The following is a 16,527-nucleotide window of genomic DNA, read 5'->3' on the forward strand; positions in this document are numbered from 1 at the left end:
CATGATTCACTGGTTTTCTGAATAAGTGCATGTTTGTGTCGTTATGTTATTTAAGGTTTTAATCAATAAAAATCAATAAAATGGCAATACTAACATTGATACGGCACGGGCAGTCAACCTATAATTTAGAGAATCGTTTTACAGGAAATGTTGACGTTGAGCTTACTGTTTTAGGAGAAAAAGAGGCATTATTATCAGGAGAAAAAATCAAAGCAATTCACTATGACTTTGCATATACCTCTACACTAAAACGTGCTAAGAAATCTTTAACTATAATTTTAGCAGCAATCCATCAAACAAACATACCCATCATAAGTAATGCTGCTTTAGATGAACGCATGTATGGTGATTTGCAAGGGCTTAATAAAGCTGAAACAGCAGCAAAATATGGTGAAGCACAAGTACTTATCTGGAGGAGAAGCTTTGCTGTTCGTCCACCCAATGGTGAAAGCTTAGAAGATACATTTAATAGAACGATTCCATATTATCAAACCGAAATAGAGCCGAAGCTAAAAAATGGAGACAATATTCTGATAGTAGCACATGGAAACAGTCTGAGAGCCTTGATGATGTATTTAGAAAAAATTGATAGCGAGGAGATTTCAAAAGTAAATATTCCTACAGGTTTGCCCAGAAATTATACTTTTGATAAGCAACTTAACATCAAAACAGTTGAATACCTTTAGCTTGTTAAGGCATTCAACATGTTTAAAGTACTTTGGTTGATTTGAAGATGCTGTTTCTTTACTTCTTCAAAGGGCGTAAAACAAAGTTCATTTTTCTGTATTCCAACCATTATATTCTTTTTGCCTTCTAATAAAGCAATTACAGAAGTGTAACCAAATCTTGAAGCAAGGATTCTGTCAGCAGCCGATGGACTGCCCCCTCTTTGAATATGCCCCAAAATGCAAATACCCACATAATGTGTGGGCATGTATTTCTTAACCATTTCAGCCGTTTTGTAAGCTCCACCATTTTCATCTCCTTCAGCCACGACGATGATTAATGAGGCTTTTTTCCGATTCCACCCTTTTTTTAGAATGTTTTCTAGGTTTTCAATATCTGCTTTTGTTTCTGGAATCAAGATAGATTCTGCCCCAGAGGCAAGTCCAGCACCATAAGCAATATAACCAGAATCTCTTCCCATTACTTCTACCAAAAATATTCGCTCATGCGACTCAGCCGTATCTCTGATTTTATCAATGGCTTCCATCGCAGTATTCAAGGCAGTATCATAACCTATGCAAACATCCGTTCCAGCAATATCGTTATCAATCGTTTTTGGAATTCCGATAAAAGGAATATCAGCATATTCCTGAATAAAAGCATTTACACCAGCAAAAGAACCATCGCCACCGATAAGAACAATGGCATCAATATTTTCTTTCTTGATTTTCTCGTAAGCCAATAATCTACCTTCTTTTGTTCTGAAAAGTTCGCTTCTGGATGATTTAAGCATCGTTCCCCCTAACTGTATTATATTACTTACACTTTGTGCATGAAGAGGTACGAAATCTCCAGCGATTAATCCTTCAAAACCATGTTGAATACCAACGATTTTTAATTGATTAAAAATTGCAGTTCTCACAACGGCTCTGATACAGGCGTTGAGCCCAGGGACATCCCCGCCTGATGTCATTACCGCAATCTTTTGTATTTTTTGTGTTTCTGATTTACTCATGGTAATATCATTAATAAATTTTTGGAGCATCATTATCAAGTACTTTTTTCATTTCCTTGTACTCCTCTAGCGTAATTTCACCAGTGGCATAACGTTTTTGTAAAATATGAAGAGCCGAATTCCTTTTGGTTCTTTGTCCGGGGACTTCATAGGGCGTTACGAATAACCAAAAGAGTAAACTAACCCAGATAAACCACCATAAAAAGTGCATTCCCCAATATGTGTCGTTGTAAAACATAAGATGTTTGATTAATAAAAATGAGAAAAAGTATTACTAAGAACCTGAATTGATATGTAATAAAAAGAAATAGGAGAAAAAAGATTTCCTCCTATCTAGGTATTATCCCACTAAGGAATAGTTATATTCCACCACCAAATTATTGTCTAAATGCCAGATGCCTGGTGCATTCCAAGCAATTCTAGCAGCTTCATCTTTCTGAAAAAGAGACTCTACTGTTCCATCTAACGTTACTGTATGTCCATTCACTTTTACATGAATATCTGAATTATCAATCGACCAAGTACGTGCTATTGCTTCTTCAATATCTTTTTTCTCTATTTGGTCTGCCGTTTCAGCTTTAATGATAATATCATTAATCACTCCTTTAATGTGAAGAAGACTACTTACGGCTTTTTTAGCGGCTTCTTTTTGATAATTCCATCTTACTTCGCCCGTAAGTGTGACCATTCCGTCTTCAATTTTTACCTTAATTGTTTCGTGTGGTACTTGCCAATCCCATTGCAAGGCATTGAGGGCATCTTGGGCATTTTGATTATCATCTATTTTAAGTGAGCCTTTAAATTTTATCTCTATTTTTTCAACAATGGCATTTACGCCTGATACTTTTTTAGTCGCTGTTTCAGCTTCTTGCTTTTTTATAAAATTATCAACAGTACCCGTCAGCGTTACGATACCATCTTTAACAGTAACACCAATTTCAGCGGCGTGTAAAAGAGGCTCCCATTTGATTGCTTCTTGCACATCTTTTTGCAATTCTTCGTTACTTTTCATCTGATATTATTTTTAACAATGGAATTGTTCCCACCATGTAAAGGTGCTTCCTTTAATAAGAGAAAGTATTACACAATACTTTAAATGTATTACAACATTCACACATTTCTGAAAAAAACATACAAGTATATATGAGGTAAATGCCTAGTAATAAGAATTATAGCCTAAATAATTTATAAAGCTGAATAGTTACTAAAGGCAGTAAACTTGCCACAATGGCTACTGTCCATATTTTGGTTGGCATCCAAGCTAAGTCTAATACCAAACGCATTTGTGGTATTACATATACCATTGCGATAAGTGCCGTACAAATCAATAAAGCGTACCAAATGAATTTGTTTTTGGTAATGTCATTGACCAAAAATCTGGAATGAACAGAAGACATATTAAATACATGAAATAACTGTGCAAAAGCCAAAGTAAGAAATGCTACATTGTTCAATACTTGGCTGTCGGTTGTGATATATGCTCTGCAATAAAGTACTGCAATAATCACGGCTAAAGTCATTGTGAATGAATAAATGGCAATGGCAAACCAATTTTTGTTAGAGATAATATCCTTTTGTGGGTCTCATGGGCTTTTTTCCATTACTGTATTATCGCCATTGCCAACGCCCAATGCTAAAGCAGGAAATACATCCGTTACCATGTTTAAGAACAAAATTTGTAAAGGCAGTAAAGTAGAAGCTGGAGCCATGAACCCTAAAACGGTTACAATAAAAATCTCACTCAAATTGCAGGAAACTAAATAAATCACAAATTTTTGAATGTTCTGAAAAATGGTTCTACCATGAGCAACTGCTTCGGCAATTGAAGTAAAAGAATCATCTTTTAGAATAATACTGGCGGCTTCTTTGGCTACTTGTGTGCCTCTTAATCCCATGGCAATACCAACATCCGCTTTTTTCAGGGCAGGAGCGTCATTTACGCCATCGCCTGTCATGGCTACGATATTACCTGCTTTTTGAAAAATATCTGCAATTTCTAATTTTTGTTTGGGTGTCGTTCTGGCAAAAACAGCCGTTTCAAGGATTTTCTTTTTCCAAGCGGCTGTCAAGGAATCTAAGGCTGGTAAATCTTTTCCTGTAATAACTGCTTGTTCATTTTCATCAACCAAACCGATTTTTTTAGCAATATTCAATGCCGTTTGTGGATGGTCGCCCGTAATCATCACAATTTTAATTCCTGCATTTCTGCATGAAACGATGGCGGCTTTAATATCCAATCTGGGTGGGTCTAAAAAACCAATCATGCCCACATAAATCAAATCGTTTAAGAAATTATCGTGGGCAAACTCGTCTCCAACTTTATAGGCAAAGGCTAATACTCTCAATCCATCTTTTGCCATTTCCTCTGAAGCCAATAATATCGCTTTCTTTTCTGTGGGATTTAAAGTTTGGATAGATGAACCATACTGAATACCCTTGCATTTTTCTATCAAATCTTCTACCGAACCTTTTGCGGCTACCAATTGTCCCACCGTACTTTTGTGAAGCGTTCCCATGATTTTAGTTTCAGAACTAAATGGAATTTCTGCCAAACGTGAAAATTGCTTTTTTACTTCCAGAGCATTCGGTTCAGCAGTATTCGCTAATTTTAGCAAGGCAATTTCTATGGGGTCGCCAATCTCTTTTTTCTTTTCTTCGGTATTTTTTAAATGAGCATTATTACAGAGCGTACCGACTAATCTCAGCTTTTCAAAATTTTCTTTACTCTTTTCAATCTGTGCATTTTCAAACACTAAAGTATTGTTATCAATGCTTACTTTTAGTTGTTCTTCTGGAAAATGCAGGGTTTCTACATAAATTTTATTCTCTGTTAGTGTACCCGTTTTATCGGTTAGAATGACGCTGGTACTTCCAAGTGTTTCTACCGAAGAGAGTTTTTTAACAATGGCATTGCGTTTTGCCATTAAAAGCATTCCATAAGCCAACGCCACCGTTGCCACAATGGGTAAACCTTCTGGAAAAGCCGCTACTGCCAAAGCAATAGACGTTTCGATGATTAATACTGCTTTTTTCCCTTGAATAATTCCCGTAATGGCAAAAATGGCAGTCATGAATAAAGTAATCCAAATCAACTTTTTGCTTAATGCAGTGATTTTTTTATCAAGTGGCGTAGCGGTCTCTTCGGCATTTTCTACCAAAGTATTAATTGTTCCCAATTGTGTATTTTGAGCAATGCCTGTAATGATGGCTTTTCCATTGCCATTCATCACAGAAGTTCCTTTAAATACCATGTTGAGTCTATCGCCTAATTGTGTGTCTTTGGGAAGTGCTTCTGTATTTTTTGGGGTAGGAAGAGACTCGCCAGTTAGCGAAGATTCATCGCATTGCAACTGATTAGAATTTACTAAACGACCATCGCCAGGAATAACATCACCAGCTTCTAAAAACACCAAATCGCCAATGGCTATTTTCTCGGAAGCAATTTCAAGGGTTTTCCCATTTCTGATGACTTTTGAATGAATTATATCCATTTTTTTCAGTGCATTCATAGAACTACGAGCTTGTAATTCCATCCAAAAACCAATGAGTGCATTCACCAGAATCACCACTAAAATAGAAAGAGCTTCTAAATAATCTTTAAAGTACAAAGAAACAACAGCCCCAAAAATCAGTAAGTAAACGATAGGACTTTTGAACTGTAAAAGGAATATTAGCCAAATACTTTTTTGCTTTTTACTTTGGTAAACATTCAAGCCAAATTCAGTATTTCGTTTCTCGGATTCGGCATGATTGATGCCCAATTTAGCATCGGTTTGTAAAGAGGTTAAAATTTCTTCTACTGAAAAAGTATGGGCATCGTCAATAGGATATTTAATATTCATTGCTTGATTTTTCTGATTAGTCATCAAATAAGGATTTATTCGGTGTAAATTTAAAGGTGAAGAATAAAGATAACCATGAGGAAACTCAGCGACACAAATGCTTATAATCACCTGATTAACAAGTACTTTAATTTTATAGCAGATAAATCAGTAAATACCTGAATAATATACTGCAACGGAAAAAGAATAATTTCATAACTTTTACATAAATCACATCATTCCCGAATTCTATTTTTTACTTGACTGTTATCCTTTTTGACATTCGCTAACTGCCTTGTAATCATTGAATTTTGTTTTGAACTGATGTTTTCTATGTGTTTTTGTAATACTTTTTTGTAAATAAAGATGGCTATTTTTTCACCAAAAATACAAGATTTCAATACCGTATTTTCATGATGATTTGTTAAAAATGCTTTTAGATTCATCCAAATTCTTAGCAAATAAAGGCGGTTTTAGTACCAAAAATAGGTTTGCCGTCTAGTTTTTCTACTTCAAAAATCAATGCTTTGTTATTAAACTTACTTGTATTGATACAATTGGAAAATAACGCTTTTAAAGAAATATCAGTGGTTTCACTGAAAGCCGTTTTATAACCTGCAATTCTATCATTATTGACCTGAATAAGTTTATTGAGGGTTTTTACCGTTTTATTTTTATCCAATCCATGACAGTTTTATGCTTTTTCAGAACGATTCTTTAACAATATTTTCGTTTTTTACCCCTAAATTTTTCAACTGTATCGTTATTATTTCCATCATTGACGGTGGTCCACATACGTAGAATATTTTATTGGTTACATCGCAATGTGCCACAATAAATTCTTCTGTAATAAAACCATGTGCATAGCCTTCTTCGTCTTCGTCTGATAAGATATTAATAAAGTTTTTTCCTAGCATTTCTTCAAACTCTTCATGAAGAATAATATCAGCTTTTGTTTTATTAGCAAAGAAAAGTTTATTGCCAGCCAATTGATTTTTAGCGACAAGGTCTCTGAATATTGCAATAAATGGTGTTACACCTGCCCCACCAGCAATGAATACTCCTTCTTTTTGATAAGCGATGTCACCAAATACTTCATGCAATATCAATTCATCACCTTTCTGAATATCCAAAAGCTGATTCGTCACGCCATTGTGTGTAGGATAAATCTTGATAAAAAATTCCAAGTATTTATCTTCTGGAAGAGAGGTAAAAGTAAAGGGATTTCTTTTTTCTCGCCAACCATTTTTATTGATTGATACTTCTGTAGCTTGTCCAGCCAAAAAAGGGTAAAAAAAAGGTTTAGAAGTTCTAATCTTTAAAACATCATGAGTCGCTGTTTCAAGCGTTTGTATTTTTACAATGTGCTGTTCCATTTTTTTGTGTATATAAACTATTTGGTTTCAACTTAACCATATTAACCTTAAAGTAATAATATCAATAATAGCACAATGATGATGATGGCTCCTACCGAAAGATATACACCACCGCCTACTTCTTTTAAGGATTGTTTGATAGAACGAACTTCTTTACGCAAAGCCTTCTTCTCAATCGAACTCATATTCGATTTATCCATTGCTTTGATTTCCTCAAGCCTGTTAATTAATACCGTTGCTTCTACTGAAACTATTTTTTTATCGCTTAGCTTATCAGCTTCTGTAGGATTGGTATGTGCTGAAAGAGGGAATGTTAAAAATAACAAAACAATTAAGCCTAAAGATTTTATGTGTTTCATATATATCTGTTTTTAAGTAATTGACTTACAGCTATAAAGGTGAGAATTTAATCGATAAAATGTGTTACATCATTCTTAGTGAAACTTACATGATTCACAGATTTTCTAGCGTACTCCTTTTTTTGAGTTTCAACATTTTGAAAAAGGAAGGTGTTAATCCTGTAATTTTTTTGAATTGATTAGAAAGATGTGCAACACTGCTATAATGTAGTTTAGCAGCAATTTCAGTAAGATTAAGTTCATCGTAAATGATGAGTTCTTTTACTCTTTCTATTTTATGCAATAGAATAAAATGTTCGACTGTTGTTCCTTCAGTTTCTGAGAAAAGATTAGATAGATAAGTATAATCATAATTCAACTTTTCGCTTAAATAAACTGAAAAGTTGATTTTAGGAACTTCATCTGAATAGTGAATCATTTCGATAATCACATTTTTAATTTTTTCAATTAACATTGATTTCTTATCATCCATGAGTTCTAATCCAGCATTTAAAAGTGCGATTCTAATTTGATCATGTTGTAACTTAGTGAGGTCGTCGTTTACTTCCACTTCTCCCAAACTGACAGTAGTATATTGAATATCTAAGTTATTCAATACTTCCTTTACTAGCATCTTGCATCGCAAGCTGACCATGTATTTGATATATAGCTTCATGATTTTTCTTGTGATTTAATTGCGATACTCTTTTTCTATGAGTATCGCAAAAAGTATAGAAATATGCTATTCTCGTGAGGTTAAAATGTTTTGAATAATTATGTAGCTTAATTTTCGGATGACGTAATTAACAGAAAATCAGCATAATTATTCTTCATATCCACTTTTGATGACAGTTGAAATCATTTTGAATTGTTCGGGTGCATTAAAAAAATGGGAGGCATGGGCAGGAATGATAATGCCATCTCCTAACTTTAGTTTGTGTTTTTTCCCATTCACTGTAAGCTCTGCATTCCCATCAATAATTTGAATATAATTATCAAAAGGAGAGGTTTTTTCTGCCAATTCTTCTCCTGCATCAAAAGACGAAGCGGTAATATTTCCTGTTAATTTTTTGATGATGGTTTTACTTACCACGGCATTGGGAATGTACTCAATAATTTCAATAATAATGTGTGCCTTTGATTTTTCTATTTCACCTGTCTCCATACTCTTATATATTTACTTAAAAAAAATTAAACTAAAAATAATGTAAAGTTGAGCATCTTATTCGATAATAACGTTACATTATTTAAGAATAAACTTACACAATTCACAGGTATTAATTCCTTCATTCACAGGAATTTGGAAACACATTAATTTTCGGGCATTCTAACTTGAATAATAATCGACGAAAGAATGGTAATTACTCCAATAAAAACAATGGCATAACTTAAACCCATCCAATCGGCAATAATACCCGAAATAATAGCACCAAAAGCATAGCCTAAATCTCTCCAAAGCCTAAAGACACCAATACTTTCTGCTCTTTGGCTTGGGTTTGTTGCTTGCCCAATACTGCTTAGAAATGTAGGATATACCAAAGCCGTGCCAATACCCAATGAAGCAGAAAGAATAGCCAATAAATAGAAATTGTGTGTATAAATCAGCAAAATAATGGCGATTCCTTGCAGAAACATTCCCCAAAAGTACGTTTGCCATAATTACCCATTGCCAATTGTTAGCATAAATCAAGATAAATGGAATTTGCAAAGCCATTAGCCAACCGATTGTCAATAGGTTTTTTCTTCCTATTTTATCGGCAAAGCGTCCTGCAAAATAATTGGCAGTGGCTTTGCTAAAACCAAAAGCCGTGATGAAAGAGAGTATCGCTACTTTTGACACAATCCCGAATTCATGTTCAGCCAATTGGGGAATGATTGAACGCTCTAAACCCACCATGCCACCTACAAAGGCATTGACGATAACCAAAAGTGTGAATTGCTGCCAGTTTTCTTTAAGACCTAATTTTGCTTCCATTATGCTAATTTTTTTGCAAAGGTATGGCATGGTATTTTAATAGAACTGATAATAATCATAATGTTTATGTGAGAAATGTTACAGAAATTGACTGTCTATTCGACATAAATTTGTTTAACAATTTTTACTAGAAACAAATATTAAAATGAAAGTAGAGCAAATTTATACGGGTTGTTTAGCTGAGGCAGCATATTATATTGAGTCGGAGGGAGAAGTTGCCATTATTGACCCGCTGCGTGAAACAAAACCTTATATCGACCGTGCAGAGCGTAATCAAGCACAAATTAAATATGTTTTTGAAACACACTTTCATGCAGATTTTGTTTCTGGACATTTAGATTTAGCAGCAAAAACGGGTGCAAAAATTGTTTTTGGTCCCAATGCCAAGCCAGCTTATGAAGCCATTATTGCAGAAGATGGACAAGTATTCAAACTAGGAAAAATCAGCATCAAAGTATTGCACACGCCAGGGCATACGATGGAATCGTCTTGTTATTTATTGATAGATGAAAACGGGAAAGAAGTAGCTATTTTCACAGGAGATACGTTGTTTATTGGAGATGTTGGTCGCCCAGATTTGGCACAACATGTGATAGCGGACTTAACGCAAGAAAAATTGGCAAGCTATTTGTATGACTCTTTACGCAATAAAATCATGCCTTTATCGGATGATTTAATCGTCTATCCAAACCACGGAGCAGGCAGTGCCTGCGGGAAAAATATGAGTAAAGAAACCACTGATACATTGGGGAATCAAAAGAAAGTAAATTATGCTTTGAACCCTGCATTGATGAAAGAACAATTTATGAAGGAAATTTTAACTGGTTTAACTCCGCCTCCAGCCTATTTCCCTAAAAATGTGTTGATGAATATCAAAGGCTATGAGAGTTTGGATACGGTAATCAATAGAAGTACTCAAGCTTTATCACCAAAAGCTTTTGAAACTGTAGCGCAAGAATTAGATGCACTCATTTTAGATGTCCGTGATGCGGCGGTTTTTGCCAAAGGTTTTATCCCAAAAGCTATTAATATTGGTTTAGAAGGACAATTTGCCACTTGGGTAGGCACATTAGTTCCGGATTTGAAACATTCAATTTTGTTGGTGACCGAAAAAGGAAAAGAAGAAGAAGCCATCATTCGTTTGGCTCGTGTAGGATATGATAATTGTATCGGCTTTTTGGAAGGCGGTTTTGAAGCTTGGGAAAAAACAGGAAAGCCAATTGACCAAGTACAAAGCATATCAGCAGAGGAATTCAGTGATTTATTCAAACAAAATCCTGAATTGGCTTATTTTGATGTGCGAAGAAGAAATGAGTATTTGTCGGAACACGTGGTGGGCATTGAAAATTTACCTTTAGAAACACTCAGTGCGAATATGGCACTACTCAAGAAAGAGGGACTTAATTATATCCATTGTGCAGGAGGTTATCGTTCGATGATTGCCATTTCAATTTTGAAAGCTCGTGGTTTTGATAATGTGGTGGACATAAGTGGCGGTTTTTCAGCCATTAAAAAAGTAGAAAAACTACCTTTGACAGCTTACGTTTGTCCGACTTCGTTATTGTAAATTAATTAGTGAATATAAGGGTAAAAAAGGGTTTAGTATCTTCTGTATATTAGACCCTTTTTTATTTTTGTAACATTTATCACTGACAAGCTAGAGAAAGTTTTTGCTATTTTACTTTCTCATATTTTAAAATTATCCATCATGAAAAAAAGATTGTTCTCAAAAATTGATTATTGGATTGTAGCCATATTCTTCGTTTTAGCAAGTTGCTCAAATCCCCAATCCGTTAAAAATATCAATAGTGACGAATTCAAGAAATTAATCGAAACTAGCAATGCTCCGCTTGTTTTGGATGTCAGAACAGATACAGAAGTAGCAACAGGAGTTATTCCAGATGCTATACAAATAGATTATACCGCCGATAATTTTGAGCAAAAAATAGCACAATTAGATAAAAATAAAACGGTATTTGTATATTGTGCATCTGGCGGACGAAGTGCTGCGGCTGCCAATGTTTTAGCAGGAAATGGTTTCAAGCATGTTTACAACCTTGAAGGTGGTATTGATGCTTGGAAGGAAAAGGGTTTTTCGGTGGTTAAAAATAATAATTGATTGTTGTGATGAAATCTTCAGAAATACAAAAAACACTTAGTTCTTTGTCATCATCTTTTCGGTGGTTATCAGTAACGATTATCGTTTTGGCATTACTCTTCGTTATTTTCCTATTTCAAATGGCTTTTAATAAAGTGATTCCCAATCAAACAAGTATAGAAGATAAACCGAAGTATGTCATGCCAGATACTAATTTCACGCATCTTTGGCAAGCACCAGCCGACTGGAGATTGATGCAAGTTGACAAAGAAACAAAGAAAAAAATACAATATGGCGAACAATTGATTGCTCATACCGCTGAGTATTTAGGACCAAATGGAAGTGTAAAAGCAATATCTAACGGAATGAATTGTCAGAATTGTCATTTGGATGCAGGCAAAAAAGCTTGGGGCAATAATTATGGTGCAGTTGAAGCTACTTATCCTAAATTTAGAGCTCGTTCAGGCAAGATTGAAAATCAAATTAAAAGAGTTAATGATTGCTTTGAAAGGAGTTTGAACGGAAAAGCTTTAGATTCAAACAGTCGAGAAATGCAGAGTATTTTAGCGTATATTAAATGGATTGGTTCGGATGTTCCTAAAAAGAAAATACCTCGTGGAGCAGGTATTTTTAAAATTCCAATGTTGAGCCGTGCCAGCGACCCCGCCAAAGGAAAATTGGTTTATGAAGCCAAATGCCAAACTTGCCATCAAGCCAATGGAGCAGGAGTACTAGCCGAAAATGCTAAAGCTTACACTTATCCACCTTTATGGGGAAAACATAGCTACAATAAGGGTGCAGGTTTGTTTAGAATCAGTAATTTAGCGGGTTATGTAAAATATAATATGCCTTTGGGCGTAAATTATGATAGTCCGCAATTAAGCAACGAAGAAGCTTGGGATGTGGCGGCTTTTATCAATTCGATGCCAAGACCTGAAAAGGATTTAAGTAAAGATTGGCCAGACATTGCCAGCAAACCATTTGATTACCCTTTTGGCCCTTACAGTGATTCTTTCACAGAAGAACAACATAAATTTGGGCCTTATAAAGCCATCAAAGATTGGCATAAAATTCATGATAAAAAGAAAAATCAACTTAGTAAAACCCCAATAGCATCCTTATGAAAAATGTATTTATGGGCATTTTTGCCTTATTATTAATGGCTTCAAGTTCATTGATGGCACAAAAACAAACAAGTATGAAAGAACACAAAATTGTATTTCATTTATCTACCGCAGATACTTCTGCTTATCGTTCTTTAACGAAACAATTAAATAATGTTTTGGCAGTTTGGACAGACGCTAAATTAGAAGTAGTGATTCATAACAAAGGCATTGATTTTATGCGGAAAGATAAAAGTGTTTTAGTCCCAGAAATACAGGCATTGAAAGATAAAGGTGTAGTATTTGCCGTTTGCGAAAATACGATGAAAGCTCAGAAATTATCAAAAGACCAAATTTTACCACAAGCCATTTATGTTCCTGTTGGTTTGATTGAATTAGCACTGAAACAAGAAGAAGGTTGGTCTTATATTAAAGCAGGGTATTAATTTTAATCAGTGTAACATTTGTCACAAAACTTGGTTGGCGGTTTTTATAATTTTGAATTAATAACAATTCAAAACCATTAATGAACAAACGATTGAGTGTCTTTTTGCCCATTATCTTGATGATTTCGATTCAAGGTTTTGGGCAAAATTCTTTGGTTTCCACCGTGAATTCTAAAGATTCTATCAGTATTAAAGATATTTTTATCAAAGGAAAGTGGAGTGGACAAAGCAGATTAATGACAATGGCTACCGATAATGAAGCAAATCTTTCCGATTACGCTGCCACAGCCATTGGTTTTGGCTTGGCTTATCGTACTTTGGCATACAAAGGTTTTCAGTTCGGAATAAGTGCTTTTGTAAACCAAAATATTAATTCCCCAGATTTCACCCAAACAGATTCTTCAACGAAAGCAGTCAACCGTTATGAAATAGGTTTGTATGATGTTGCGGATGCTAATCGAAAAGATTTTTTGTTTCGTTTACAAGATTTTCACTTAAAATATCAATTCAAAAAAGGTACAATCATCTTAGGAAATTATTTACCTAGAAATTTATTTATCAATGCGCAAGATGGCAGAATGTCGTCAACTTATGTGCAAGGTGTAGGAATAGACTGGAAAGTAAATAAACAATGGAAAATCAAGTCCGATTGGATTTGGCGAATCTCTCCACGTTCTACAACTCATTGGTATTCAATTGAAAACTCCGTTGGAATTTATCCGACAGGCGTGAATCTGGATGGGAGTAAATCACAATATGCTAATCAAATACAAAGTGCTGGATTGGGAATATTAGAAATATATTATCAACCCAAACCTCAAATTACGATAATTTTAGGCGACATTTTGGTTGAAAATGTTTTCAATACGGCTTATTTGAAAACAGAATACAGCTTGCAAAAAGTAAAGCATCGTTGGTTTTTTGGCACTTTATTCGTTCGACAAAATGCTACAGGAAATGGCGGAAATGCTGATATTGCCAAAGCTTATTTTCCTGTAAATAATCGTTCATTGATTATCAATACTCGTTTGGGATATACTTTTGATACTTGGGAAAGCTCTTTGAATATGGGAAGAATTACGGGCGAAGGACGTTTTTTAATGCCTAGAGAATGGGGTGTTGAGCAGTTTTATACTTTTTTAGCCAGAGAAAGAAATGAAGGAGCAGGCGATGTTTGGGCTTACTCAGCAAAATTAGGAAAATCATATTTTAAGAAAACGTTGAAAGTAGAATTGGGCTATGGATATTATCGTTATCCAGATGTGAAAAATACTCGTCTGAACAAATACGGTTTTGCAGATTATACACAGTTTGTTGGCAATATCAATTATCAGTTTTCTGGCTTTTTGAAAGGACTTTCTGCACAAGTGTTATTTGTTAGAAAAGACGACAGAGGAGAAACGTACAGCAATAAACGTTATGTGATTAACAAAGTAAATATGTCGCAATGGAATGTGATTTTCAACTATCAGTTTTAAAATTAGAGGCTGTTTTCAATTAAAACAGCCTCTAAAATCATTATTCTCCTAACCAAGATTTCAAAATTTGTTCTTGTAATGGCGTTGGTTTTTCTAATCTTGCAATACTTATTTTTCTTTTTCCATTTAATTCAATTTCTTCTTTGATTCCTAGTCCAGCGAAGGCTAAATATTTTCGATAATCCAACTCTTTGGTTGTATTAATGTATTCAAAAACATTTGCTAAGGACAATCCAGCAGCTTGTTCACAAGCAGTTTGGAATTCTGCATCAGTAAAGCCACGATTTAGTTTTTTGTAATATTGCCAGTAAAGCAAACGCATTACATCATCCAATGATTTCGTATTTTGACTAGCATTTCTGATAGCGAAATCTAATAATAAACCAACAATTGGCCCTTTATCGTAATACGAAATTGTTTTGCCTACTTCTTCGCCTTGCGTGCCAAAAGGCCCATCTTTCCAAGTATTATAACTCGCCTGACTCAACGATTGGTAAAAACGTCCATTATTATTTTCTACAGCATTAATATTATGTTCTAAATTATTAAAAAGCATTTTTTCATCCATCAAACCTGCTCTTTTTACAACCAAATATTCGTAGTAAACCGTCAAGCCTTCACTTATCCAAAGTAAATTACTTCTACTTCCTTTATCATAATCAAAAGGACCTAATTCAAAAGGACGAATGCGTTTTACATTATAATGATGGAAGTACTCGTGTGCCAAAAAATTCATTACTTGTCCCATCGAAGCCGTGGTTGTCAGTCCTGTTCCGTCAAAACTCACCGTTGTATTATTCAAATGTTCAATTCCTCCCCTTCCTGGTCCAATTCCAATAAAAGTATATTCATTATAGGGAATATCGCCCATGATTTTTACGGCTGAACTAACAATTTTTTCAAGGTTTTCATTGAATAAATCACGGTTGAAAGTACCCATTTTATAAGCAATAAATTGATGATTAATACCTTTTACTTTAAAGCTAGGCAAGGATTCTAGTTCGCCAATTAGTAAGGGGCAATCATACAAAATATCAAAATCTGGGGCTGTAAATTCATTACTTTTTCCCGCCACTTTATCTAAACCAGTAGCAATAACATGTTTTGGTTGATTGGTTAAAACCTTTACACTAACGGGAGTATTCAAAAAACCATCTACATACAAAAAGGTGTTCGGACAAATTACGTAAGCATGTTCACTATCTAAATAACTATTTGCAACGAATTGTCTTTTCGTTTTGATGTCATAGCTCACCGTAAAAGTTTTGTTTTTAGCACCAGTAAGTTTCCACGTATTTTCATTGCTTTGTACAATGCTAAGTTTTTTACCTTGTTGGTCATTTGCCGAAATATTTTCTAGCGATTTGGCATAATCCATTATTTGATAATAGCCCGGCATCCATTTTGGCATTTTTAGCGATAAAGTATCTTGCGACCAGCCACTTGCTTTTAATTCTACATGAAAAGTATGATTTTCAGGCTGAGACATTGATAATGTATAAGCTAACGTTCTTTTGTTTTGAGCCTCAACAGTAAGAGAAATTGTTGAAGAGAAGATTAACAATATGAGTGAAATAAATTTTGGGAATGTGTTAGTTTTTTTCATTTCGATAAAAAGCCTTGTTGAAGAAGATGAATTTTAGTTGGTTTAATCATCAAATATTCATCATTATTCTTGAAAGACAAAGGATTACTCAAAATTCAGGTAATTATACTTAATGATGGGTTGAGGGCTATTTAATCAAAAGGCAATTCTTCATTAAATCCATTGCATATTTAATGTAGCCTGTTTCGATGGATTTTTTACCGTTGATGATAGCGTAAAAAGTATTCACTTGAGATTCCTGTAAGGATAAATGTTTCATCATGGAATCTCTGAATCTGCCCGACCTAAATTTTGCATTTCGCCCTCTTTGAAGGGTTTTCCATTGTGCTGTTAAGATGGCTGGGACAAATGCTTTTTCTTCCATAATGATGATTAAATTCTGGTGCAATTTACGATTTAAGTAGTGATTTATAAATAGTGATACAAATTTGTATTTTAAGTCTTTAATTATCAATTATTTACGATAAATAAAACTGTACTGATTACTTCTTTATTTTTTCCTAGAACAAGAAAAAAGATAGCCCTCACGAGACTATCTTTTTTGCAGTAATAACCCAATTTATTCAAATATTAATGACTCTTCATCAGCATTTTAGAGTGCAGCA

The 16,527-nt window shown here is 34.4% G+C and carries 18 protein-coding genes and 1 pseudogene; 7 read left to right on the top strand and 12 right to left on the bottom strand.

All coding sequences use genetic code 11. The features are described from left to right. Nucleotides 1-80: 80 nt before the first annotated feature. Nucleotides 81-686 carry a 2,3-bisphosphoglycerate-dependent phosphoglycerate mutase gene (locus HNP25_RS14895; RefSeq protein ID WP_184135358.1) on the top strand — a complete coding sequence of 202 codons (606 nt, stop codon included), beginning with the start codon at nt 81-83 and terminating at the stop codon, nt 684-686. On the opposite strand, the gene pfkA is transcribed toward HNP25_RS14895, so the two are convergent. The 10 genes and pseudogenes from pfkA to HNP25_RS22085 form a co-directional block, all read right to left on the bottom strand. Beyond that, on the bottom strand, nt 683-1,657 hold the full coding sequence (gene pfkA / locus HNP25_RS14900; RefSeq protein WP_184135429.1) for a 6-phosphofructokinase: 975 nt from the start codon (nt 1,655-1,657) through the stop codon (nt 683-685). The genes HNP25_RS14895 and pfkA overlap by 4 nt on opposite strands. A 34-nt stretch (nt 1,658-1,691) precedes the next feature. Next, complete coding sequence (locus HNP25_RS14905) at nt 1,692-1,919, bottom strand: SHOCT domain-containing protein (protein ID WP_184135360.1); 228 nt, start codon at nt 1,917-1,919, stop codon at nt 1,692-1,694. 102 nt (nt 1,920-2,021) lie between these two features. After that, on the bottom strand, nt 2,022-2,693 hold the full coding sequence (locus tag HNP25_RS14910; protein ID WP_184135362.1) for a BON domain-containing protein: 672 nt from the start codon (nt 2,691-2,693) through the stop codon (nt 2,022-2,024). Nucleotides 2,694-2,850: 157 nt separating this feature from the next. Continuing rightward, nucleotides 2,851-5,547, bottom strand: a pseudogene (locus HNP25_RS14915) (cation-translocating P-type ATPase). A gap of 409 nt (nt 5,548-5,956) precedes the next feature. Next, nucleotides 5,957-6,184 (bottom strand): DUF2383 domain-containing protein, encoded by a 228-nt coding sequence (locus HNP25_RS14920; protein WP_184135364.1) that lies wholly within the window; start codon nt 6,182-6,184, stop codon nt 5,957-5,959. 22 nt (nt 6,185-6,206) lie between these two features. Further along, a complete protein-coding gene (locus tag HNP25_RS14925; protein WP_184135365.1) occupies nt 6,207-6,878 on the bottom strand; it encodes a ferredoxin reductase domain-containing protein in 672 nt (223 codons plus the stop codon). Between the two features lie 47 nt (nt 6,879-6,925). Further along, complete coding sequence (locus HNP25_RS14930; RefSeq protein ID WP_184135367.1) at nt 6,926-7,237, bottom strand: hypothetical protein; 312 nt, start codon at nt 7,235-7,237, stop codon at nt 6,926-6,928. A 94-nt stretch (nt 7,238-7,331) separates the two neighbouring features. Next, nucleotides 7,332-7,892 (bottom strand): helix-turn-helix domain-containing protein, encoded by a 561-nt coding sequence (locus tag HNP25_RS14935; protein ID WP_184135368.1) that lies wholly within the window; start codon nt 7,890-7,892, stop codon nt 7,332-7,334. A gap of 147 nt (nt 7,893-8,039) precedes the next feature. Continuing rightward, on the bottom strand, nt 8,040-8,381 hold the full coding sequence (locus HNP25_RS14940) for a cupin domain-containing protein (RefSeq protein WP_184135370.1): 342 nt from the start codon (nt 8,379-8,381) through the stop codon (nt 8,040-8,042). Nucleotides 8,382-8,527: 146 nt separating this feature from the next. Continuing rightward, nucleotides 8,528-8,851: an MFS transporter gene (locus HNP25_RS22085; RefSeq protein ID WP_409012519.1), complete on the bottom strand. Its 324-nt coding sequence runs from the start codon at nt 8,849-8,851 to the stop codon at nt 8,528-8,530. A gap of 149 nt (nt 8,852-9,000) precedes the next feature. Here HNP25_RS22085 and HNP25_RS22090 point away from each other — a divergent pair, with 149 nt between their 5' ends. From HNP25_RS22090 to HNP25_RS14970, 6 genes are all read left to right on the top strand, one after another. Continuing rightward, on the top strand, nt 9,001-9,231 hold the full coding sequence (locus HNP25_RS22090) for a hypothetical protein (protein ID WP_409012520.1): 231 nt from the start codon (nt 9,001-9,003) through the stop codon (nt 9,229-9,231). A 105-nt stretch (nt 9,232-9,336) separates the two neighbouring features. After that, a complete protein-coding gene (locus tag HNP25_RS14950) occupies nt 9,337-10,758 on the top strand; it encodes an MBL fold metallo-hydrolase (protein WP_184135371.1) in 1,422 nt (473 codons plus the stop codon). Between the two features lie 141 nt (nt 10,759-10,899). Next, nucleotides 10,900-11,310: a rhodanese-like domain-containing protein gene (locus HNP25_RS14955; RefSeq protein ID WP_184135373.1), complete on the top strand. Its 411-nt coding sequence runs from the start codon at nt 10,900-10,902 to the stop codon at nt 11,308-11,310. 8 nt (nt 11,311-11,318) lie between these two features. After that, a complete protein-coding gene (locus HNP25_RS14960) occupies nt 11,319-12,413 on the top strand; it encodes a c-type cytochrome (RefSeq protein ID WP_184135375.1) in 1,095 nt (364 codons plus the stop codon). Then, complete coding sequence (locus tag HNP25_RS14965) at nt 12,410-12,838, top strand: DsrE family protein (RefSeq protein ID WP_229202880.1); 429 nt, start codon at nt 12,410-12,412, stop codon at nt 12,836-12,838. Before HNP25_RS14960 ends, HNP25_RS14965 begins: the two co-directional genes overlap by 4 nt. Nucleotides 12,839-12,918: 80 nt before the next feature. After that, nucleotides 12,919-14,316 carry a hypothetical protein gene (locus HNP25_RS14970; RefSeq protein WP_184135376.1) on the top strand — a complete coding sequence of 466 codons (1,398 nt, stop codon included), beginning with the start codon at nt 12,919-12,921 and terminating at the stop codon, nt 14,314-14,316. A 40-nt stretch (nt 14,317-14,356) separates the two neighbouring features. Here the strand turns inward: HNP25_RS14970 and HNP25_RS14975 are convergent, their stop codons facing one another. After that, entirely contained in the window at nt 14,357-15,922 is a 1,566-nt protein-coding gene (locus HNP25_RS14975; protein ID WP_184135378.1) for a M61 family metallopeptidase, read from the bottom strand. A 127-nt stretch (nt 15,923-16,049) separates the two neighbouring features. After that, nucleotides 16,050-16,310, bottom strand: coding sequence for a hypothetical protein (locus HNP25_RS14980; protein ID WP_221432478.1), 261 nt, complete (start codon nt 16,308-16,310; stop codon nt 16,050-16,052). Nucleotides 16,311-16,527 lie beyond the last annotated feature (217 nt).

The sequence above is a fragment of the Arcicella rosea genome, from assembly GCF_014204325.1.
Classification (GTDB): domain Bacteria; phylum Bacteroidota; class Bacteroidia; order Cytophagales; family Spirosomataceae; genus Arcicella; species Arcicella rosea_A.

Coding starts and splice junctions, on each gene's coding strand:
- HNP25_RS14895 (WP_184135358.1), top strand. CDS start 81: ATGGCAATACTAACATTGATACGGCACGGGCAGTCAACCTATAATTTA.
- HNP25_RS14905 (WP_184135360.1), bottom strand. CDS start 1,919: ATGTTTTACAACGACACATATTGGGGAATGCACTTTTTATGGTGGTTT.
- HNP25_RS14910 (WP_184135362.1), bottom strand. CDS start 2,693: ATGAAAAGTAACGAAGAATTGCAAAAAGATGTGCAAGAAGCAATCAAA.
- HNP25_RS14925 (WP_184135365.1), bottom strand. CDS start 6,878: ATGGAACAGCACATTGTAAAAATACAAACGCTTGAAACAGCGACTCAT.
- HNP25_RS14930 (WP_184135367.1), bottom strand. CDS start 7,237: ATGAAACACATAAAATCTTTAGGCTTAATTGTTTTGTTATTTTTAACA.
- HNP25_RS14935 (WP_184135368.1), bottom strand. CDS start 7,892: ATGAAGCTATATATCAAATACATGGTCAGCTTGCGATGCAAGATGCTA.
- HNP25_RS14940 (WP_184135370.1), bottom strand. CDS start 8,381: ATGGAGACAGGTGAAATAGAAAAATCAAAGGCACACATTATTATTGAA.
- HNP25_RS22085 (WP_409012519.1), bottom strand. CDS start 8,851: ATGTTTCTGCAAGGAATCGCCATTATTTTGCTGATTTATACACACAAT.
- HNP25_RS14950 (WP_184135371.1), top strand. CDS start 9,337: ATGAAAGTAGAGCAAATTTATACGGGTTGTTTAGCTGAGGCAGCATAT.
- HNP25_RS14955 (WP_184135373.1), top strand. CDS start 10,900: ATGAAAAAAAGATTGTTCTCAAAAATTGATTATTGGATTGTAGCCATA.
- HNP25_RS14960 (WP_184135375.1), top strand. CDS start 11,319: ATGAAATCTTCAGAAATACAAAAAACACTTAGTTCTTTGTCATCATCT.
- HNP25_RS14965 (WP_229202880.1), top strand. CDS start 12,410: ATGAAAAATGTATTTATGGGCATTTTTGCCTTATTATTAATGGCTTCA.
- HNP25_RS14970 (WP_184135376.1), top strand. CDS start 12,919: ATGAACAAACGATTGAGTGTCTTTTTGCCCATTATCTTGATGATTTCG.
- HNP25_RS14975 (WP_184135378.1), bottom strand. CDS start 15,922: ATGAAAAAAACTAACACATTCCCAAAATTTATTTCACTCATATTGTTA.